Raw genomic sequence first — 20673 nt, 5'->3', positions numbered from 1 at the left:
AGCCGCTCTCCGGTAACGATAGAAAGCGGCGATCATCCCTTTAAATAAAAAGACGTGCCCACTTCCCTACGCCAGTATCATCCGGATCAGGTTCTAAGGATCTGTACAAAGCGTGTACATCTCAGCCTTTCTAAGGCACTCCTAGTGGTTGTAGAACTATTCAGCTTTTATTCACTATAGCACATTTACACACTCATATTGGTATATTCACAGAACCTTTAAGAAACTTTTGAAAATTGTTCAAATATTTCCTCCACAATACTGCATTTCCAATATCTCAAAAACTTGAAGTGCATGAAACCTTTTCACCTAACCGTTACTAAAATGTCATAAAAAAACTTTCCTTTGTAGTCCAAAAGTTTTAATTTATTGTTATAATTGAATCATAAGTAATAGAACGAGACAGTGGGTTACTGGAAAGGATTGTTATCTGATGTTAACCACGATAAAAAACACTTCATCCATACCTCTTTTATTAGAAGAAAAACTTTGTATATCAATTTTTGATTGCAATGGAATCATTTTACATGTGAATCATTTGTTTTGTCAGCTTGCGATGTATGAGGAATACGAGTTAATCGGCAAACATTACAGTCTGCTAACTTCAACAGAAGCATTTGATCAGTTTATTAGCGACATAACTGTCGCTATAAAAGAAAAAAATATAGCTCAGCGCAAAGTTAAAAGGATTGCTAAAGATGGAACTGCTTATTGGGTCCAAGCAACTATTGTTCCGGTACTGAACGAAAACGGAGTTATTGAAAAGTTTATTTCATTCGACATCGATGTCACAAATCAGGTCCTTGCTGAAAAGAAATATGCCGAAACTTTAAAGGACCTACACAATATTGAAAATGCACTGGATCAATCAACAGTCGTGGTAATCACTGACCAAAGAGGCGTCATCACTTATGTAAACGAAAAATTTTGTCGTTTGTCCCAATATTCTTCCAACGAATTAATCGGACAAACCCATCGAATTATCAATTCAGGATATCATCAGAAGAGTTTCTTTAAAGATATGTGGCGCACAATTGGCAATGGAAAAATTTGGAAGGGCGATATTAAAAACAGAGCAAAAGACGGGACTGAATACTGGGTCAACACAACCATTGTTCCTTTTTTGAATGAAAAGAACATACCTTATCAATATATTGCAATCCGTACAGATATTACAGCTAGAAAAGAGGCTGAACAGTCTTTAAAAATCGCATTAAGAAATGATTTTCAACAAACCGTTAAAAACTTACAAAACGGGATATTTAAATATACAGACGATGGGCAAGGCGGAATCGCAATTACTCTTTTAGAGGGAAGATTAGTAGAAAGGCTGAATCTTTCATTAAGCGATATCGTGAAAAATAATATCCCTCATCCGTTTTCCCAAAAAGAACTTATGGATTATAAAAGTTTGTTACGGCGTACATTACAAGGGGAAATCAATCATTTCGAAATAAGTTATTTCAATTACACTTTTTTAATTTACTTATCCCCAATTTTCGAAAATGGCGTTGTTACAGAAGTAGTCGGTACAATTATTGACATTACAGAAAGAAAAGAAGCAGAAAAACAAATTGAAAGAATGGCTTACTATGATTTTCTTACAAAATTACCAAATAGACGTCTTTTTGAAAAAGAAGTAGAGATAAATATTGAAAACGCCAAAAGAAATAATGAATCATTTGCCATTATGTTTATCGACCTAGATCGATTCAAACACATAAATGACTCAATGGGCCATGCAATTGGCGATGAACTTCTCAAAGGAGTCAGCCATCGTTTAACGCGTCTTATTCGTGAAAATGATATTGTTTGCCGCCAAGGTGGCGACGAGTTCGTCATATTACTGTCCCGTACAGACAGCCACGAAGCAGAGTCAATTGCGAAACGATTGCTGGATGATTTATCTGAACCATTTACCTTTCAAGAATTTGATATGTTTGTCAATGCAAGTATTGGCATTAGCCTTTATCCGAAAGATGGGGTGACTTTTGAGCAATTGATGAGTAATGCTGACACTGCTATGTTTCAAGCAAAAGAAAAACAAACGAACACTTACCAGTTTTATACAGAGGAACTGCACCGTGAAATTATGGAGAAATCCATTCTTGGGACAGACCTTCGCCGGGCTCTCAAAGAAAATCAATTTGAGCTGCATTATCAACCACAAGTTGATTTAAAAACAGGGACAATTACTGGTGTAGAAGCACTCATTCGCTGGAAGCATCCAACACAGGGGCTGATTTCACCGGCACGTTTTATTCCCATCGCGGAAGAAACAGGGTCAATTGTAGCAATTGGCAAATGGGTATTAGAAACTGCTTGCGCACAAGCAAAACAATGGCAAATTGCTGGATTTCCGCCTGTTCAAATCAATGTGAATGTCTCGACGCAGCAATTTAAACAACTGACATTCGTTGACCAAGTTAAAGAAACTTTAATAAAAACTGGACTGCATCCAGGCTATTTAAACTTAGAGATTACAGAAAGCATGACATCAGATGTTCAACATTGCAAAATAATGCTAAGTGAACTAAGGGATTTAGGTGTGAACGTAAGCATTGATGATTTTGGCACTGGTTATTCTTCGCTAAGCTATTTAAGCGAATATCCGATTACACATTTAAAAATTGATCAGGTATTTGTACAAGAGTTAAACCAAAGTAATCGTGCTATCGTTAAAACAATCATTAATTTAGCTTCGAACTTAAATTTACAAGTTGTTGCAGAGGGCGTAGAAACTAAAGAACAACTCGATTTTTTAAAGACATTAGATTGCGATAAAGTACAAGGATATTTCTACTCTAAACCCCTTCCCCATGAACAAATTGAGCCATTACTGCTTCAGAATTTCTGAGGTAGCGATGGCTTTTTTTCACTGTGAAAAGTTACGGGAAAGCGCTGTCATTTTACCGACTTTTCTGCATATAAAGCTTGCTATGAAAAGGGCTTGAGCATATATTGACAACTTCTTTTTTCTCTGCTAAATTAGCTAGTAATACAAAAATCTATGATGAGAAAAAGTACGATTTGCAACCTGTTCTGCAGAGAGTCGACAGATGGTGAAAGTCGATGGGCAGCGCTTATCCGGAAATCATCTCTAAGATGCCTCACTGAAATCTTGTAAGTGAGGCCGGGGTCTCTACCGTTATCAAAGAGCACGTATGATAGTACGTTGACTGAGCGCCGCATATTGACTGTTGCGGAATTTGGGTGGTATCGCGAGTATAAACTCGTCCCTTTGCATGGGCGGGTTTTTTATTTTATCCAAAATATCCCTTCAAAGACTCTGTTCCACATTGCTATCTCTAAATTTTGTGAAAAAGGGAGATTTGTTTTATGAAAAATTTAGTTGTCGTTCTAGGTTCACTCATTGTTGCATTTGCTTTTAATTGTTTTCTTGTTCCTCACGAAATTTTAAGCAGTGGAATTAGCGGTCTTGCGATTTTACTCGGAATACTTACCCCCTTCGATACGGGTCTTTATAACTTTCTATTAAACGTCCCTTTGCTCATCTTAGGTTATTTTAAACTTGGCAGAACAATTACGATTAACACACTCGTATGCGTGTTCTCACTCTCTCTATTCTTATTTTTAATCCCAGCTGTCGCCATCACGGACAATATGCTATTATCTACCGTTTTTGGTGGAGGCATTGGCGGGCTTGGTGTAGGTCTTATCTTAAAATTTGCTGGAACGTCTGGCGGATTAGATATCATCGCCATCATCATCGCGCGGGCCAGTTCTTTCAGCGTTGGTTTACTGTTAACAGGCATGAATGGGGTCATCGTGCTCATTTCAGGATTTGTCTTTGACTGGGAAATTGCCCTGTACACACTTTTGTCGATTTATATTACAGGGAAAATGATTGACACAGTCTTTACGGACCACCTCAAATTAACGATGCAAATTGTTACGACAGAAGGCGATGCGATTAGAAACGAACTGCTTGAATCGATTTACCGCGGCATTACGATCACGGAAGGCTACGGAGGCTACACACAAGAAAAGAAAGATATTTTAATGATGGTGTTAACTCGTTACGAAACGTTGCACGTCAAAAATGTTGTACGAAAACATGATGAAGATGCATTTATTAATATGTATGAGACTATTGAAGTCGATGGAAAGTTTTCCATTAATAATTAGATTGATGTGACCGGGCAGAGGATGCCTGGTCTTTTTTAATGTTCTACCTGGAATCCCCCTCGCGTCTTCTGGGTAATTCAACTTAAAAACGAATACATACACTTAAACATCAATGCTATACTTGTTGCACGAACCAAATTCATTTAAAAAGGTTTTGAATTCAAAAAACCGTTCATTTTCTTATAGAAAGGTGTTTTGATTTGAAAAAAATTGATGATTTAAAAGCTGGCGTTGCTGTAATTATTTTGAACAAAGAGAAACAAGTTCTCTTGCAAAAAAGAGCTGATGTGGGCTTGTGGGGAATCCCTTCAGGACATGTGGAAATTGGTGAAACAGTTTCTGAGGCAGTCATCAGAGAGGTAAAAGAAGAGACTAATTTAGATGTAAGAATTGAAAAGCTGATTGGTGTTTATTCTGATCCTGATTCACAAGTTTTCAAGTATCCAAATGGCAAGGCAGTGCATTTTATAACAACTTGTTTTCTTGCTGAAATCACAGGCGGGGAACTTACATGTAATTCAGACGAATCGCTTGAAATTAAGTTTTTTGATCAAGACAACTTACCAGAAGATTTGTTAACGATGCACCCTCAATGGTTAGAGGATGCTCTATCAAAAAAGGAAGCGGCATTTATTCGCTGACCCATATTCTAGACTCGGGCGCAATTCCTTAATAAGGATTAGCGCCTATTCTTAATTAGGCTGACTATACTACATATTAACAAATGCAGGAAATGGAGAAATCATCTTGAAAAAGTATCGAACTTTATTATTTGATGTAGATAATACACTATTGGATTTTGGCGCCGCAGAAAAGGAAGCTTTACGCTTATTATTTAAGGAACAAAACATTCCCTTGACCCCCGAAATCGAAGCAAACTATAAAAGAATCAATCAAGATCTCTGGAGGTCCTTTGAAAAAGGAGAAATAGATCGCGATGAGGTTGTGAATACTCGCTTCTCAATTTTATTTAAGGCCTATCATCGAGAAGTCGATGGCGCAATCCTTGAGAAGAGCTATCGCAACTATTTGGAAGAAGGCAAACAACTAGTTCATGGGGCGCTTGAATTGATAACAGACCTGCAAGATCAATATGACTTATATATTGTTACCAACGGTGTTTCCAAGACTCAGGATAAGCGATTACGTGCTTCAGGATTATTTCCATTATTTAAAGATATTTTTGTGTCAGAAGACACAGGCTCCCAGAAGCCCATGAAGGCGTATTTTGATTATGTATTTGAAAGGATTGCTAATTTTGATGTAAACCAAGCATTAATCATCGGAGATTCTATAAGTGCGGATATTCAAGGTGGACAACTAGCCGGACTAGACACATGTTGGTTTAACCTTGAAAAGAAGCCCAATGACACAAATATTGTTCCTACCTATGAGATTCAAAAACTTGAAGAGCTTTATGGCATTTTGCTGGAAAAGAAAACTATAAATGATATCAGTTAGTCAATCATGCATGAATGAGTCTTCAATTATCTGGTGTGATTGTTGAATAGATTGTTTAAAGTCGAAGAGGAAGACTTAAAGCCAACGCCATTAAACGATTGGGCTATTATCCAGAACAACCGGGTTACTTATTAACTATTCATTGATTAGTATAAAAAGATTTCGTACAAAATAAAGTCAAAGTACAGGATTAAAATTAGCATATAAAGCAATCCTGTCAGATTGTTCGATAACCCATAATTAACCATTGTACAAGTGCTTTAATTTGCATTTTGTCAGACATACACATAATCCCTTGTCTACCTTTAGCAATATAGTAATTGTAGGGAGGTGAAATTGTATGTCCAAAAAGAAAAAAACAGGTTGTTGTAGTTGTAAATATAAAAAGAAGTGTCCACAACAATTAACCCCGTGCGAAGGAAGTCAATGTCAACAATATAGAAATTGGATTGCTTCAGAGGGTTATGATGCTCAAACTAATATAGTTTATAATTACACTCAAATAAACAGATACTTTTGTCAAGCTGTTGAATATTGTCAGAGTCTAGGGGAGCCTTTCCGTATCGCTACTATTAGCGAACTGGAACTACTTGCTCATCGGTTCACATATATTGATGATGATGGCAATGTAAAAAAATGCCCGACATTAGTTTGGAGCAGAGATGAGAATGGGCATCCCATTATTGTTCGCATTGCACCATGTAACGGCGGAAAAGTCGAGATACTAAGAAAACTAAATATAAAAAAGTGTAAGGTCCAAGTTATTTGTGTAGCTCCTGCAGGAGGATGATTTTGCATGATATATTTAGAGACTATGTAGCTAACAGATGCGATTGTTACAGAATAAAAATCCTAATTCTTCATCAAAAAGAGGAATTGGGATTTTATTATCCCCAACAAATGCGTTAGTGGCAAACGGTAAATCCTATGGGGATTACCGGTAAATATCGACTGCGAAAATGGTACATGCTTGTACCGTAATCACTTAAGATGCGAAATAGCATTCTCTTCCGTTACTTGTTGAAGTACGACCATCACTATCGGACCCCTCCCCTATTAAGGATTAATCGTATATGATAGCTATTCCTTGTTCACGCAACTTTTGTAATGATGTCAGCATATGATTGATTTCATCATCGGAATGTCTTTCCCATGAACCTAATTCGGCTATTATTTTCAAAGGAGATTTTGATCTATACGAACGTGTTGGGTTTCCAGGAAATCTTTTGTCGGTTAAGTTCGGGTCATTTTCAAAATCCCCCAGTGGTTCGACAATATAGATTCTTTCCTTTGCTTTGGATGTTGCCAACTCAGCACCCCATTTAGCCGCATCTAATGTCGCAGTAAAGTAGATATAATTGGATTTTTTATCTTGGTAATTTGATAAGTGTTGTGGTTCTAAGAAATCTCCAATTTCCAGTTCTGCTTTCGTACCATGGAAAAATGGACCATTATCTAAGACATCTTTTTTATTATTCATACGGATACACCTCTTATTCAGATTTGTATTTCATTATAGTGCAAAGTTTTTTAAAAAACAGACTGAAAATCAGTCATAAATAATGGTATAATATAATTAGAAAGAAAGACATCGAACGATCATTACTTATCTTTTACGTTATATTTAACAATCAACATTTTGAATTACTGAAAAGCCTAATTCCTATTTATAAGGACTTAGGCTTTTATTATGCCAACAAAAATGGTACATGCTTAAATCACTTCAGAAAAGGAACACTGTTCTCTTCCATTGCTTGTTGAAGTACAGCCATCGCTTTCGGGCCCATTCCGTGAAGTTCCATCACTTCTTCTTCTCGATACTTCGCTAAGTCATCCAATTTTGAAATACCAGCCCCCGCTAATGCGCGCAGTGCCGGTTTGGCTAATTTTGGTAAGTCCTTTTGTTCGTGTGTCATTGAGTCCTCCTAATTATCGTTGATTGTAATCTTTTTCAATAGCGTCTTTCCACGTATGGTCTATTTTTTCTTCCATTCGAAACGAGGCGACCGCTTCATTGATTGCATTGTAACTCACTTGTACGCCTTCACTATCCGCATGATAATTTACGGCAAAGTCCTCATGTATGCCAAATTTTTCAGCAGTAGCAATGGCATCGATATTTGCCCCAAGGAAGATGAATTCCCAACCATGATCAGCCTTTTTACGTTCAATCATTGTCTTGATCTTTTCGAATTCATATTCCCGACTCGCATTTTCCATTCCATCCGTTGTGATTACGAACAGCACCTTGTTCTCAGCTTCTTTACGACTAGCTTTTTGAATGGAAAATCCAATTGCATCCAGCAAAGCAGTCATGCCGCCAACTTGGTAATCCCGTTCCGTTATGATGTCCACTTGGTCGATTGGGACGGCATCATGCAACAATTCATACGCGTCACTAAATAATACCGTCGTGATCGTTGCTTCCCCATTTTCTTCCTTTTGCTTTTGAAGCATCGCATTATAGCCGCCAATTGTATCTGCCTCTAGCCCGCTCATTGAACCACTCTTATCCAAAATAAAAACCAATTCTGTTGTGTTTTTACTCATTTGTTATCCCTCTTTTGCTATTTTAATCAATTTCATAATTAACTTGAACTGCAGTATATTCCGAACTAGGTTGATTTCCGTTTCAGGCGGACGCTTTCCGTGGGGCGGGCGGTGAGCCTCCTCGTCACTTCGCTCCTGTGGGGTCTCACCTGTCCCGCTAATCCCACAGGAGTCGCCGCCTTCCACTCCAATCAACGAACGCGTCCACAACAATGATGAACATTAAAAGGACGACTAGATAATTACGTTCGAATTAATTACGTAAATAAGTAATTATGAAATTGACTCATTTATTACATTAAGGATAACAATTCAACCTTGCGATTTGGTCGCTTCGAAAGCGACATTTATGCGCCTAATAAAATTTGGTCAAAATTAAACAACGCTTCGTTAATTTCATGGATATTATAATTTTGTTCTGCGATAAAGTATTCGATAATCACATCAAATTTACTACTTCGCGATAATGTATAGCCCGCTTTTGCCAATAGATCGAGCGCCTCCTCGATTGTTAATTCCAGCGCAATTGCAAACGCAATGACCGTTTTCTTATGTGGATTATACGTATCCGAATTACGGATTTTCGAAAACAATCGACGGTCAATATTCGCCTTCTTATACGTTTCAACGTCCGTCATTCCTTTTTCATCAATTAAACGAAGTAACCTTTCAGAAAACGACTCATCTAATCGTTCTAGCACACTTTCCAAACTACTTTCGATAGATTTTTCCAAAATGAAATCTTCCATTTAGCTTTGCAAATAAACCTGTTCTTCTTCTAAATGTTCATCAAGGTATTTTGAAATGGACGTAATTAAATGTTCATTGACACGAAGTATTTTCCTATCGAATATGACAAGATACACAAGCATTTCATGTTCTTGCAAAAATTCGCGAATGGTGGAACCCGCAATGCGGAAAGCTTCTTCAATCGGATATCCGTAAATGCCTGAAGAAATGAGCGGAAAGGCAATGGATTGCAAATCATTTGCATGCGCAAGCGTTAATGCGTTTTGATAACAATTTTTTAATTGTGTTGCTTCATTTGCATGCCCACCTTGCCAAATCGGTCCAACTGTATGAATAATTTTCTTCGCAGGCAGTTGAAAACCATCCGTCATCACCGCTTCCCCTACCGGACACTCACCAATTTCATCGCAAGCCGCCTGCAACTCGGCTGCCCCAGCGGCATTAAAAATTGCACCACTAACACCCCCGCCTTGTTGCAGTTCTTTATTCGCAGCATTCACAATGACATCGACGTCGAGATTTGTAATGTCATCTTCAATTATTTTAAATGGCATTGAAGTCGTCTCCTTTTAATCAAACAGTTCTATTATTACTATTCACTGTTCCCCTGTCGAAATCCTTCTTTCCGTGTCACGCATACCCATTCATGAAAAATAAATTATACGCTTTTTGTATCCTTTTCCAAATAAACTTTCTATATAAAAAATGACAAGTTCTATTTGTAACCAGAAAAGTATTTAATTGGAGGGATATTAAGATGAAATTATTAATTAACGAATCACCACTGCAAGTGCTCCCATCATTAGCAATGCTCCTTGGATTAAACGATGCAATTTTAATCCAACAACTACACTACAGACTGCTCATCTCAAGAAACGATCGGGGTGGGCATAAGTGGGTTTATCGGACATACGAAGAGTGGCAACGTGAAGAATTCCCATTCTGGTCTGTCGATACGATTAAACGTACGATTCGCAGGCTAGAGAATAAAGGGTTAATTGTTTCGACGGCATCGTATAATCGGATGAAAATGGACAAGACGAAATGGTACCGGATTGAGTATGTGGCCCTTCAACGCTTGATGGAGCAAAATGCCCCCATCATGGAAGCAAGATCATCTGAAGGGGAAATGCAAATTGCACCGTGTGATGATAGCAAAATGCCCCTAGCAATAACCAAAGAGATTAAAAGTATTAAAAAAGATATTGTCGGGAAGCATCCCGACGTTGTGTCTGTCATTGATTATTTAAATGAGAAAACCGGTAAAAATTTCAAGACAACATCGATTGCAACAACGCGATTAGTGAATGCTCGTTTTCAGGAAGGTTACGAACTGGATGATTTCCGACATGTCATTGACACGAAGGTAGACGAATGGCTAACCGATGCACATTGGCGAAAATATTTACGACCTTCAACGTTATTCAATGCAACAAATTTTGAAAACTATTTGGAAACATACAGGAGCGAAAATGAACGTTCACCGAAAATTAATTTACCACAAGAATTCGAATTAGATTTTAGCAAGGGTGAGCCTTAAATCAGGCACGTGACACAGTATGACGATTCAAACTGACCCCTAACATTTATCGAAAGTTGACACTTACAAAGAGACCAATCATTTGGTAAAGTTATCAGACAATGCAAATAACAACTTTTGAACACATTAAATCATTGGAGGGACAGGCAATGCAAAAAACAACAACTTATTCAAGCGCACGCACTTATAATTTAATCATCACATCGATGTTAATTGCACTCGTATTCGTTGCTACGATGTTACTAAACATCAAACTACCAATCGCAGCAAATGGCGGATTGGTCCACCTTGGCACAGGGATGCTCTTTATCGTTTCCATCCTTTTTGGCCCTAGAAAAGGCGCCATCGCTGGCGCTGTCGGCATGGGATTATTTGACTTAGTCGCCGGTTGGACTTTATGGGCGCCTATTACTTTCATCTCTCGCGGTATACAAGGTTATATCGTCGGAAAAATCGCTTGGTCAAATGGCCGCGATGGGAATAGTTTAGGTTTCAACCTGTTAGCTACAATTATTTCAGCACCATTCATGATTGCAGGCTATTACGTCGGAGAAGCCATTATCTTTAAAAGTTGGCTTATCCCAGCCGCCTCCATTCCGGGTGACATTGTTCAAATTGTCATCGGAATCGGTGTGGCAATTCCAGCGTGTGTTGTGTTGAAGAAGTTACCGTTTTTTAAGTGAGAATGTAAAAGTATATGAGCTTTCTTACGAAGACGAGCAAGTAATACTATACCTTTTAATATGAAAACAAGCTGACGGAGGCTTTTTTAGCCTGTGTCAGCTTGTTTTATTCGTTTTCAGTGACTATAATAATTTCCCACAAATGTTCTTCGCTTTGCTTCTGCCAAAATATCTTCCATAAAACCATAAAACTCCAATGTTTCCGGATTAAAACCTAGAGGGATCTCAATGGAAGAATACTCGTCAATATTGGCATATAGATAAACCTCATCATCTCTATCATGTCCGCCAACTGAAATTGAGGTGATTTTATTCCCTGCAAAAGACTCGTTAAAATCGGAAATGATATCCTCATCCTTTACTTCACCCGAATAAAACTCCTCTTCAGTAGCCCATCTAAAATGGACATCAATCCCCTCCCAGTTCGACGATCCGCTCAACGGAACATAAGCACCGATCCAATATTCAACATCGAGATCTTCTTCATTAAGCTGTCCCACCGTCATTCCAACCAAATCATTAAAGAAAGTTAAGATTTCTGATTCAAAAGCATCGACCACTTTTTCGATTGCGGAAAATCTTGACATGCTTCCCATGAGATCACTTCCCTCTTATATTTGAACAAAATACCAAAGAAGCAAATTGCGATAGGCAACACACTAGCGATAAACTAATTAAAACTTAAAAGTAAAAACAATTACTCGATATTCATAAAATGTTTTTATTGGCTTGGGTCACTAAATTAGCTGGCATTTGCTCGTGTAATCTCCATACAATACTAACCGGTTTACTTCCAGAGTGACTTACATAATCGACAGTTCCTAAAAAGATAAAAGGAGAAGTAAATCCATCCTTTCTCGTATATTCCCTAACAAATAAGGCCACTTTATTATTAGTTTTCCTATGGTTAATATAGCGCTTTGCCGTTGGGCTTGTATCAGATGTTCGACTTTGCGATTGCCAATGGAATAGTGTGTCATTAATCGCATAATCCTCGTATTGAGTTGAAGGTGAAAAGTCTTTTTCTGATTTGTTTAAGGTTACAAAAAAGACATCTGTTTTTTCTTCTGCAAAGTATTTTACACCTTCTCGGAATGCGGGCTTTTTCTCCTCGTTGTAATAGCCAAATGCAGCCATCACTTGATCCGTTGTATAATGTGCATGAACACGAAGTGGAGAAACAAAATTAAATCGTGTATCCTTTTCAAGAAAATGAAGGTTTTTTATGCAAACCTCCAATACCTCTTTAATTTCTTGCTTAAGTCTCTCTTCTTCCAATAGATGTTTAATACCTGCATCCATTGAATCGAACCCTATGTTCTTAGGTGGTGCATTATAAAAAGAATAATAGAGCATTCCTAACTTTCTATATTCCTCTCCTGTTTTAATTACACCATCCTCAATATATCTCATGTAAAAGTTTAGTAAATCCAAGGAGTCCAGGTGAAACAATTTATGAATTTGCTTCATAAATAACTCTTCATTTTCTGTCGAGAAATCTTCAGCGACCCCTGCCTCAACTTTCATGCGTTCGAATGAACGGTTTCTACTTGCCCCATAAAATTCGGCAAGGGTTAGATGATGGAAGCGAAGAAAGTTATATAACGTTAAAGGTTTTCCCGAATCCTCTTTGAAATATTTAAGTTTAGAAGTTAGATTTGCTTTTGTATTCTTAGCAACTTTAATATTTCTTAAAATATACTCCTTCGCCTGCTTCTCCATTTGAATAACTGAGCCCTTCGGTAAGTGATAAAATCCATTCTCTACATAGTGCCGAATCGAGTGTTTAGACCTCCCTACCAGTGCACGAAATTTCTCTTCAAATGGATAATCTTTATGTGCCTGGCCAACAAAATCTAGTACTGTTAAACATTCCTTATCATCGGCAAGACGTAATCCCCGACCAAGTTGTTGTAAAAAAACCGTCAAACTCTCAGTAGGACGCAAGAATAAGACAGTGTTCACTTCTGGAATATCAACACCTTCATTATATAAATCGACTACGAAAATAAACTTCACTTCGCCTTGCACCAATCTTCTTTGAGCCGATTGTCTTTCTTCATCCGATGAATCACCGTGAAGCGCAATGGATGGGATGTTTTTTTGATTAAAATATGAAGCCATGTATAACGCATGTTCCACCGAAACACAAAAGCCAAGACCTTTTACATCATCTAAAGATGTCACATACTTTTTTATACTACGAATAACGAGGTCGCTTCGTCTATGATTTGCCGTATAAACATTGGTTAACTCTCCAATATCATAGCCTCTTCTTGACCACTTAATCCCAGTCAAATCTACATTGTCTGTTACACAAAAATAATGAAATGGACTTAGAAGCTTTCTATCTATCGCTTCCGTCAACCTCATTTCCGATGCAATAACGTCATCAAAATAAGTTAAAATGCTTTGATTGTCCATTCGGTCGGGAGTAGCAGTCAGTCCTAGTAATATTTTAGGTTTATAAAATTCTAGTAGTCTTTGATATGTTGGGGCTGCGGCATGATGAAACTCATCCACAATGATAAAATCATAAAATTCTTCTGTTGTCTTACCGTCCATCTTTCTACTGTTCCAACTCTGAATACTCATAAATAAATCGTTTAAAGCATTTGGTGTGTGTCTTCCGACAAATAATTCTCCAAAGTTAGCATCCTTTAAAATCATTCGAAAAGTCATTAAACTCTGTTGCAAGATTTCTTCACGATGTGCAATAAACAATAGTTTAGCATCTGGATTTTGACGTAAATAACGCTTAAAATCAAATGCTGAAATGACAGTCTTCCCTACACCTGTTGCCGCAACAACTAGGTTTTTCGTCCGTTTATAGATAACCCGCTCCGCCTCAAGTTCATCCAAAATCTCTCGTTGGTAATGATAAGGTCTAATATCAAAAAAGTATTGGGCTTTTTCTTCTTCAATCACTTCCTTCGTAAGCGATTGACGTAGTAATTGCCAATTCTCAGCCTCGTCAATGGATAGCGATTTAAATTCCTCATCGTTCCAATAACTTTCAAATGTCGCCTCAAATTTACGAATAATATCAAATGATTCTTTCTCCGTCACTTTCATATTCCACTCAAGGCCTGAAGTCAAAGCTGGATTTGATAAGTTTGAGGAACCAATATACGCTGTACTGAAACCTGTTTTCCTTTTAAATAAATAGGCTTTCGCATGTAGGCGCGTTCTCTTTTTATCCAGAGATACCCTTATTTCTGTATTTGGTAATTTACTCAATTCTTCGAGTGCTTTATAATCAGTCGCTTCCATATACGAAGTTGTAATAATCCGTAATAACCCACCACGTTTTGTAAATTCACGCAGATCTTCTACAATAATTCGAAGACCAGACCATTTAATAAATGATACTAGCCATTCTATTTCGTCTGACGAAGCAATTTCTTTCTTTAATTCTTCAAGCATATTCGGTTCATGATACGATCCTGTAAATAAAGAACTTTGAGAAATAGAAGTTACTGGCCGTTCAGATTTTATTTGCTTAAGAGAACGGACAGTATTCAACTTGCTATATACTGAAGTTAATATTTCGCCGCTTTCTTCAAGCTTGAGTTCTGTAAACTCCTTGTCATGTAACTTTTCACTTAGTATATGAATTATGTCATTACAAGTCCTGACTTGTTGAATAATAGCCTCACTCGGAGTCTTTTCGTCTTCTCTAATAACAGCAAGCGCAATACGAGTCACTTCCGAAATATAAGCGGACAGATAAGCTTTTGCCTCTTCAACATCAATATTTTCAGTACTTATCGAATATAAGTCTGGTGAAAGATTATCCAAATTAGAACGTACTTTTTCATTGATTAATTGTTCGTAAATCCCCTCATGCATTGTTTACTAGCCTCCTAACTGTTGGAATATCTGCAGGAGCCCAATGAAGTTCCGGCAGCCTAATTGTAGGAACCCATTTCAGTTCAGCATGTTCCGACGCCCTTGGAATCCCTTTTACAATTTTAGCTTTGAACGTTTCCAGTCTCACAATTACTTTTTGATACTCGTATGTAGTATCGTCTACACCCTCAAACACCTCTATTTGACAACCTAATTCTTCTAAAATTTCTCTTTCTAAAGCCTCTACTTTTGATTCACCTTTTTCAATTTTACCTCCGGGGAATTCCCAATAGTTCGGCAGCTCCATCTCTGGTCCTCTTAATGCACAAAGTATTTCTCCATTTTCATTTTTAATTACTGCAGCAACAACATGTACTAGCTTTTTAATTAATCTCACCTTCCTCTGTTAATAGCTTTTTCAGGGTATATATTGTTTAGTTAATCCTCCCAAGCCGTCCAATAAGCATTCCCATCTCCGTTGTCGTAAATATCCAAATACTCTCCCCAGGAAATCACCTTAGTCAAGCATTCTTTACTACAATACTGGGTTCCATCCGATTCAAAGTAAAACCCTTCTTGCATTGGACTCTTGCAATGAGAACATAATCGTTCCTCGGTTAATTCTTGTAAGGTGAGATTTTGAGAAGTAAGAATATGATCTAGTTCGTATCCTGCGGTACATACAAAATCAAATGATCCATTCGAATAGATAGCGCAAAGACCATCGCCTTCTATTAATATACCTTTTTCCAGAAAAACATCCCCATTGTCGTCTAGCAACTGGATTTCTGTTTCTTCAAGATTTATTTTCAACTTAAAATCTCCCTCTACTTCTCTTAATATTTATTACAAAAGTAAATTTATTAAAAGCTATCTGTAAATTACCCCTCCAGAATTATATCATTATTCACGCAACTCATCCTTAAAAAGCTATTAAATGAACTAGTATTCGTTAAAAAACTAATTAGTATATGCTCCTTTAAGAATGAATTACACGTTCGGCTTCACCTGCTTAGTTTGATACAATAATATTATAATAAAATATTCGACATAAGGGGGGGGAATCGTGTGGGGGACAAATTTTTAAATAGAAAACAAATGATAAGCAAATATAATCTGACTTCCTATGGACTAGCGGAATTAGTAAAAGAGGGGCTGCCGCATTATAAGTCGGGGAAGGTTAGGTATTTTCCAAAATCCGAAGTGGATGCTTGGATGGCAAGTCAGCAAAAAGAGATAGACATGCTAAAGACCGGAATGAAAATAAATAATAACACATTGGCTAAGACTTTTAAATGCTCCACCCAAGGGGGCATGAGAAGATCACACAAAACCAATACCTTAGTTTTAATAGCAAAGCCGACAAATGAAGTATACATAGATAGATGGGAGAACGATATTTTACATTATACTGGTATGGGCCAAATAGGAGATCAAAAGCTTAAAGGGAATCAAAACATTACTTTATTTGAATCAAATACCAATAATATCGATATACATCTATTCGAAGTCCTTAAACCAAATGAATACACTTACATGGGGAAAGTTAGATTAGCTTACCAACCATATCAGGTCGTTGAAAAAGATTCACAAAATAACAGTAGATATGTTTGGAAATTCCCATTGAGACTAATTGGGGACTAATTAAAGATAGTGCCTGTCATTGAAACAATCGTGAATGTTTAAGTACTCACGATTTCTTTGGTGACTGGTACCGATTTTACAGGTCGATTATTCGTATAATTGAAATCATAAAGAGTACTGGATAGGAGGCATGGAGGCATTATGAAAAAGATCAAAGTTTTAGCAATGGGCGGGACAATCTCCGCTCATCACGATAATCGTACTGATTTGAGAAACTATGTATCTGGCCATTATACGGGGGAGGATCTTGTACAAGCGATCCCTGAAATTCAGGAAGTAGCCAATGTGACGATTGAACAACTATCGAATGTCAGTAGTACTTTGATTAATTCAACGCATTGGTTAGCGCTAAAAGAAAACATTGAGAAAAGCCTAAATGATGAGGATTATGATGGCATTGTCATTACCCACGGGACAAATACATTAGAAGAAACGGCTTACTTTCTTCATTTAACGGTAAACACAACAAAGCCGATTATATTAACAGGCGCACAAAGACCGTTTTCGGGCCTTAGCTCTGATGTTGATTTAAATTTACTTAATGCAGTTAGGGTTGCGAGTGCAGACATATCGTGCGGAAAAGGTGTACTTGTCGTATTAAATGACCAAATCAGTTGTGCACGCGATGTTTCAAAAACAAATACATACCGGTTGGAAACATTCCAATCTGGTGAGCTTGGGTACCTAGGATTTATAGACCCAGATCAGACAGTCCAATTTTATCGGGCACCGATTCGAAAACATACAAATAAGTCGGAGTTCTCCACACTTAAAATCGATAAGCTTCCTACTGTTGATATTGTTTACTCCTACGCTGGTGCAACCGGCACAATGATCGAGGCCTTAATTAATGCCAATGTAGACGGTATCGTCATGGCAGGAACTGGTGCAGGTCGTTGTTCAGATGCTGAAGAAATTGCATTACAAAAGGCGCGTAAGAAAGGCATTCAAGTTGTCATGGGCAGTAGAGTTGGAAGCGGAAGAGTTGTGTCAATCGAACAATACAAGTACTTGGAAGCTCCAACGGCAGATAATTTATCGACGCAGAAAGCGCGGATTTTACTCATGTTAGCGCTGCTCAAATATGAGGATTATGCTGAAATACAAAAGGTATTCGATACTTACTAATCCGTACCGTTTTAATGAAAGTGAAATAACCGTCCCCCATGACAAGGTCTGACGGTTATTTCTATATGTCTGGACCGTTTTGGACGGGACATTAACGGGACGCTCTCTCTACTGGCATTGAACAACACCTAAAAGAACCGCCTGATTTGATAATTTCCGAGAAGTCGACTTCGATGACATTGAAGCCATGATTGCGCATTTGTTGATTCACTTCGGTATTTTGCGGTAAGCTAAACACTTTTTTATTTCCAATGGAAAGGACGTTTGTGCCTAATGTAAATTGTTCTTCTTCAGATACTTCAATAAGTGTGTATTTCTTTTCTAACATGTCTACTGTCTCTTTATCGAGTGCTTGCGGAAAAACCAGGCCGATTTTAGGTGAAAGAATATTAAATACACAATCCAAATGCAGGTACTTTTCATCGAATGGGATTGGGATCACTTGATGGTATGGAAGTTTCGTATCCAATTCTTGAATCGCTTCTTTGCTCGTTCGGCTACTGACCCCCGCGAATACGGTGTTGCGGTCGATGATGACGTCGCCGCCTTCGATTTTATTCGCACGCAACTTCTGAAATAGTGTATTGGACGATATTAACCATTGCTCCAATGCATCCTCTTCACCTTCACGAATTTCCCTTGCCATTTCAGCGACAAAAATATCTTCGCCAAGCGTGAATCCAATATCTCGTGTAAAAACTTGTTCCGGGAATTGTTCGGAAGCAGGTAAACGAATCACTTCCACCCCATGTTCCTCGAGTTTCTTTACAAATTCCTCATGTTGTTCCTGTGCAATTCGTTTATTAATATTCTCATCTTCATACTCTTTCTGAACATCGTTAATCACTTCTTGGATTTCCATATAGGTCGGTTCACAAACGATGACGCGGTGTAATGTATCATATTCACTCCAACATCCTGTTTCAAGGTCTTGCTCTAATCGGGATTTCATTGCCTTCCTCCAATTGACAATATTTGATTACCCTTATCAATGCCCCATTGCTTCATTTTCAAACGCCAACAATGTGTATTTGTTTTAGTTGTTTATAACCGGGAAGAAGAGTGATGTCTGATGCATATACTTTCTACGATGAGATGAATGAGATTGGAGTGATTTTGTGCAAACAAGTAAAGAATTGCTCGTGAAAGAAGATTTCAAGAAACGAAATGACTTACCTGACTGGTTGATAAATGAATACCAAACTTTCCACGAAACGGTGACGGATAAAACATTTCCTTGCTATTTTGGCATGGGCGGCGAACTTAGAGGTGAGCTTCGGTACGCCTACATTACGCAAAACGACTGGTCTAATTTACCGAAAGCATTAACATCATTTTTAGCACTTTTTAATGATCCGAATCATAAAAGGCATGGACTTTTTGTGTTTGTGGAACCCTTTGAGGTAGAAGGTGCACTAGAAGATTATAGAAAACAATTTTGGGAGATTTTACAGTATCTCCATGAAGTAGATGACATTGAATGGCCTGCTGACAGTCCCCGTGACCCAGCGCATTACCTATGGGATTTTCGATTCCACGGTGAACCCATTTTTGTATTCGGGAATGCACCTGCCTATAAGCAACGAAAAACACGCGATTTAGGAAATGCGATGGTGCTCGGCTTTCAACCTCGTAAAATATTTGAAGGATTAAAAGGAACAGAAAAAGGCGGCATCATGTCTCGCGAAAAAGTCCGTCAACGGGTTGAGGTATGGGATCAGTTGCCGAAGCATCCGGACATTAGCCACTACGGCGATCCAACGCACAATGAGTGGAAACAGTTTTTTATCGGAGATGATGCAGAACCGATTGTAGGTAAGTGTCCGTTTGTGCATAAAGATAGTACCAGTCACTGAAACAATGACGTTAATTGAAACAATCGTGAATGTTTAAGCATTCACGATTGTTTGAGTGACTGGCACCCATTTATGGTACCGAATTTATGATATCAATTCACTATTAAACTCCTCGATCGTTTCAATAAATTTTTCAATGGTGGCCGTTAAATAGGAATCGGTGCGTCTAATAAATATTGTATTAATTTTACTGTATTTTTCAGGAAGTGTATGACAGTGGACAAGCCCTTTTTTCACTAGGTGGAAAACAGCTTTCCTAGGAACAAATGTAACGCCAAGACCTACTGTTACACTACTTAAGATTGTTTCTAACGTCCCAAATTCCATGATTTTTTGAGGTTTACTATTTTGGTCTTTATACCATCTTTCGAGTCTTGCCCGGTACCCACACCCTTCACTAAAACATAAGAACGGTTCATTTTTTAATTGTTCGAGTGAGGTTGCTTTTGTGTCTGAAATTAACACCAATTCCTCTTGGAAAACATCGTGCGCGACAAGGTCTGGATGTAGTTTTGTTTCCGTAACGAAGGCGCCGTCCAATTTATGATTTAAGACATCTTCCTGTAATTTTTCGGTAACGCCTGATACTAAGGTTAGGTCTACTTCTTTATATTTTTTATTGTAAGCAGAGAGAATATACGGTAGTTGAATCACCGTTTCGACTGTGCCAATTTCTAATTTTCCCGCTGGTTCTTCTCTGCTTTGAATGACTTTTTTCATTTCATTTGTTAATGCTAATATTTTATCACTATAGACTAATAGTTTTTTTCCTTCTGGCGTTAAATTCATTCCACGGCTATGCCGATTAAATAATGGTGAATTTAGCTCTTTTTCGAGCTTTTGAATTCTTGCGGTGACGTTTGATTGTACGTAATTCAACTCTCTTGCCGCAGCGGAGATTGTCCCCTTCTTTGCGACGACTTGAAAAATCTCTAAATCTTTAAATTCCATACTCTCATCTCCCCATCCATCTCCCTTTTATGATATCACGAATAATGATGGCTATCATCATTAACGTTCGTTTTACTTGATGTCTATTTTAGTGTTGAATTGAATATAG

The 20673-nt window shown here is 37.8% G+C and carries 21 protein-coding genes, 1 riboswitch and 1 other annotated feature; of the genes, 10 read left to right on the top strand and 11 right to left on the bottom strand.

All coding sequences use genetic code 11. The features are described from left to right. Positions 1 to 46 precede the first annotated feature (46 nt). Positions 47 to 153: riboswitch (TPP riboswitch) on the bottom strand. A gap of 280 nt (positions 154 to 433) precedes the next feature. The 5 genes from BI350_RS01850 (at position 434) to BI350_RS01830 (ending at position 6400) form a co-directional block, all read left to right on the top strand. Beyond that, positions 434 to 2857 carry a sensor domain-containing protein gene (locus tag BI350_RS01850; protein ID WP_075526576.1) on the top strand — a complete coding sequence of 808 codons (2424 nt, stop codon included), beginning with the start codon at positions 434 to 436 and terminating at the stop codon, positions 2855 to 2857. Between the two features lie 144 nt (positions 2858 to 3001). After that, positions 3002 to 3244: a binding site (T-box leader), on the top strand. Positions 3245 to 3339: 95 nt separating this feature from the next. Further along, a complete protein-coding gene (locus tag BI350_RS01845) occupies positions 3340 to 4149 on the top strand; it encodes a YitT family protein (protein ID WP_075526575.1) in 810 nt (269 codons plus the stop codon). Between the two features lie 200 nt (positions 4150 to 4349). Continuing rightward, a complete protein-coding gene (locus BI350_RS01840; protein ID WP_075526574.1) occupies positions 4350 to 4790 on the top strand; it encodes an NUDIX domain-containing protein in 441 nt (146 codons plus the stop codon). 106 nt (positions 4791 to 4896) lie between these two features. Further along, positions 4897 to 5610 (top strand): YjjG family noncanonical pyrimidine nucleotidase, encoded by a 714-nt coding sequence (locus tag BI350_RS01835; RefSeq protein WP_075526573.1) that lies wholly within the window; start codon positions 4897 to 4899, stop codon positions 5608 to 5610. A gap of 340 nt (positions 5611 to 5950) precedes the next feature. Then, entirely contained in the window at positions 5951 to 6400 is a 450-nt protein-coding gene (locus BI350_RS01830; protein WP_075526572.1) for a hypothetical protein, read from the top strand. A 273-nt stretch (positions 6401 to 6673) separates the two neighbouring features. On the opposite strand, the gene arr is transcribed toward BI350_RS01830, so the two are convergent. The 5 genes from arr to BI350_RS17340 all read right to left on the bottom strand — a co-directional run bounded on the left by arr (position 6674) and on the right by BI350_RS17340 (position 9464). Next, entirely contained in the window at positions 6674 to 7090 is a 417-nt protein-coding gene (gene arr / locus BI350_RS01825; RefSeq protein ID WP_075526571.1) for an NAD(+)--rifampin ADP-ribosyltransferase, read from the bottom strand. Positions 7091 to 7328: 238 nt separating this feature from the next. Beyond that, positions 7329 to 7526, bottom strand: a complete 198-nt coding sequence (locus BI350_RS01820; protein WP_075526570.1) for a helix-hairpin-helix domain-containing protein — start codon at positions 7524 to 7526, stop codon at positions 7329 to 7331. Between the two features lie 13 nt (positions 7527 to 7539). Continuing rightward, positions 7540 to 8160 carry a vWA domain-containing protein gene (locus BI350_RS01815; protein ID WP_075526569.1) on the bottom strand — a complete coding sequence of 207 codons (621 nt, stop codon included), beginning with the start codon at positions 8158 to 8160 and terminating at the stop codon, positions 7540 to 7542. Positions 8161 to 8507: 347 nt separating this feature from the next. Further along, positions 8508 to 8894: a hypothetical protein gene (locus BI350_RS17345; protein ID WP_342672200.1), complete on the bottom strand. Its 387-nt coding sequence runs from the start codon at positions 8892 to 8894 to the stop codon at positions 8508 to 8510. Positions 8895 to 8909: 15 nt separating this feature from the next. Further along, positions 8910 to 9464, bottom strand: a complete 555-nt coding sequence (locus BI350_RS17340) for a macro domain-containing protein (RefSeq protein ID WP_342672199.1) — start codon at positions 9462 to 9464, stop codon at positions 8910 to 8912. Positions 9465 to 9667: 203 nt separating this feature from the next. On the opposite strand from BI350_RS17340, the gene BI350_RS01800 reads away from it, so the two are divergent. Continuing rightward, positions 9668 to 10450, top strand: a complete 783-nt coding sequence (locus BI350_RS01800; protein WP_075526567.1) for a conserved phage C-terminal domain-containing protein — start codon at positions 9668 to 9670, stop codon at positions 10448 to 10450. Between the two features lie 149 nt (positions 10451 to 10599). Further along, positions 10600 to 11133 carry an ECF transporter S component gene (locus BI350_RS01795; RefSeq protein ID WP_075526566.1) on the top strand — a complete coding sequence of 178 codons (534 nt, stop codon included), beginning with the start codon at positions 10600 to 10602 and terminating at the stop codon, positions 11131 to 11133. 116 nt (positions 11134 to 11249) lie between these two features. Here the strand turns inward: BI350_RS01795 and BI350_RS01790 are convergent, their stop codons facing one another. From BI350_RS01790 to BI350_RS01775, 4 genes are all read right to left on the bottom strand, one after another. Next, positions 11250 to 11729 carry a hypothetical protein gene (locus BI350_RS01790; protein WP_075526565.1) on the bottom strand — a complete coding sequence of 160 codons (480 nt, stop codon included), beginning with the start codon at positions 11727 to 11729 and terminating at the stop codon, positions 11250 to 11252. 112 nt (positions 11730 to 11841) lie between these two features. Further along, positions 11842 to 14985: a DEAD/DEAH box helicase gene (locus tag BI350_RS01785; protein WP_075526564.1), complete on the bottom strand. Its 3144-nt coding sequence runs from the start codon at positions 14983 to 14985 to the stop codon at positions 11842 to 11844. Beyond that, the gene (locus tag BI350_RS01780) at positions 14978 to 15373 is read right to left on the bottom strand and encodes a (deoxy)nucleoside triphosphate pyrophosphohydrolase (protein WP_075529192.1); all 396 of its coding nucleotides are present in this window, start codon (positions 15371 to 15373) and stop codon (positions 14978 to 14980) included. The genes BI350_RS01785 and BI350_RS01780 overlap by 8 nt, the downstream gene beginning before the upstream one ends. 50 nt (positions 15374 to 15423) lie before the next feature. Further along, positions 15424 to 15798, bottom strand: coding sequence for a hypothetical protein (locus tag BI350_RS01775; protein WP_075526563.1), 375 nt, complete (start codon positions 15796 to 15798; stop codon positions 15424 to 15426). A gap of 255 nt (positions 15799 to 16053) precedes the next feature. Between BI350_RS01775 and BI350_RS01770 the strand changes: the two genes are divergently transcribed. Both BI350_RS01770 and BI350_RS01765 read left to right on the top strand, forming a co-directional pair. Continuing rightward, complete coding sequence (locus BI350_RS01770) at positions 16054 to 16629, top strand: helix-turn-helix domain-containing protein (protein WP_155767453.1); 576 nt, start codon at positions 16054 to 16056, stop codon at positions 16627 to 16629. 141 nt (positions 16630 to 16770) lie between these two features. Continuing rightward, the gene (locus tag BI350_RS01765) at positions 16771 to 17757 is read left to right on the top strand and encodes an asparaginase (RefSeq protein WP_075526562.1); all 987 of its coding nucleotides are present in this window, start codon (positions 16771 to 16773) and stop codon (positions 17755 to 17757) included. A 91-nt stretch (positions 17758 to 17848) separates the two neighbouring features. Here the strand turns inward: BI350_RS01765 and BI350_RS01760 are convergent, their stop codons facing one another. Further along, entirely contained in the window at positions 17849 to 18709 is an 861-nt protein-coding gene (locus tag BI350_RS01760) for a dimethylarginine dimethylaminohydrolase family protein (RefSeq protein WP_075526561.1), read from the bottom strand. Positions 18710 to 18875: 166 nt separating this feature from the next. On the opposite strand from BI350_RS01760, the gene BI350_RS01755 reads away from it, so the two are divergent. Continuing rightward, positions 18876 to 19613, top strand: coding sequence for a YqcI/YcgG family protein (locus BI350_RS01755; protein ID WP_075526560.1), 738 nt, complete (start codon positions 18876 to 18878; stop codon positions 19611 to 19613). Between the two features lie 84 nt (positions 19614 to 19697). On the opposite strand, the gene BI350_RS01750 is transcribed toward BI350_RS01755, so the two are convergent. Continuing rightward, positions 19698 to 20564, bottom strand: a complete 867-nt coding sequence (locus tag BI350_RS01750; protein ID WP_075526559.1) for a LysR family transcriptional regulator — start codon at positions 20562 to 20564, stop codon at positions 19698 to 19700. Between the last annotated feature and the right edge of the window lie 109 nt (positions 20565 to 20673).

Origin of the sequence: Sporosarcina ureilytica (assembly GCF_001753205.1) — a bacterium.
GTDB lineage: Bacteria > Bacillota > Bacilli > Bacillales_A > Planococcaceae > Sporosarcina > Sporosarcina ureilytica.
The sequence above is the reverse complement of the archived record's forward strand: the minus strand, read 5'-3'. Positions and strand labels throughout refer to the sequence as shown.

Bases quoted from the DNA above. Each gene is read 5' to 3' on its own strand.
- BI350_RS01850 (WP_075526576.1), top strand. From the start codon at position 434: ATGTTAACCACGATAAAAAACACTTCATCCATACCTCTTTTATTAGAA.
- BI350_RS01845 (WP_075526575.1), top strand. From the start codon at position 3,340: ATGAAAAATTTAGTTGTCGTTCTAGGTTCACTCATTGTTGCATTTGCT.
- BI350_RS01830 (WP_075526572.1), top strand. From the start codon at position 5,951: ATGTCCAAAAAGAAAAAAACAGGTTGTTGTAGTTGTAAATATAAAAAG.
- arr (WP_075526571.1), bottom strand. From the start codon at position 7,090: ATGAATAATAAAAAAGATGTCTTAGATAATGGTCCATTTTTCCATGGT.
- BI350_RS01820 (WP_075526570.1), bottom strand. From the start codon at position 7,526: ATGACACACGAACAAAAGGACTTACCAAAATTAGCCAAACCGGCACTG.
- BI350_RS01815 (WP_075526569.1), bottom strand. From the start codon at position 8,160: ATGAGTAAAAACACAACAGAATTGGTTTTTATTTTGGATAAGAGTGGT.
- BI350_RS17340 (WP_342672199.1), bottom strand. From the start codon at position 9,464: ATGCCATTTAAAATAATTGAAGATGACATTACAAATCTCGACGTCGAT.
- BI350_RS01800 (WP_075526567.1), top strand. From the start codon at position 9,668: ATGAAATTATTAATTAACGAATCACCACTGCAAGTGCTCCCATCATTA.
- BI350_RS01795 (WP_075526566.1), top strand. From the start codon at position 10,600: ATGCAAAAAACAACAACTTATTCAAGCGCACGCACTTATAATTTAATC.
- BI350_RS01790 (WP_075526565.1), bottom strand. From the start codon at position 11,729: ATGGGAAGCATGTCAAGATTTTCCGCAATCGAAAAAGTGGTCGATGCT.
- BI350_RS01785 (WP_075526564.1), bottom strand. From the start codon at position 14,985: ATGCATGAGGGGATTTACGAACAATTAATCAATGAAAAAGTACGTTCT.
- BI350_RS01765 (WP_075526562.1), top strand. From the start codon at position 16,771: ATGAAAAAGATCAAAGTTTTAGCAATGGGCGGGACAATCTCCGCTCAT.
- BI350_RS01760 (WP_075526561.1), bottom strand. From the start codon at position 18,709: ATGAAATCCCGATTAGAGCAAGACCTTGAAACAGGATGTTGGAGTGAA.
- BI350_RS01750 (WP_075526559.1), bottom strand. From the start codon at position 20,564: ATGGAATTTAAAGATTTAGAGATTTTTCAAGTCGTCGCAAAGAAGGGG.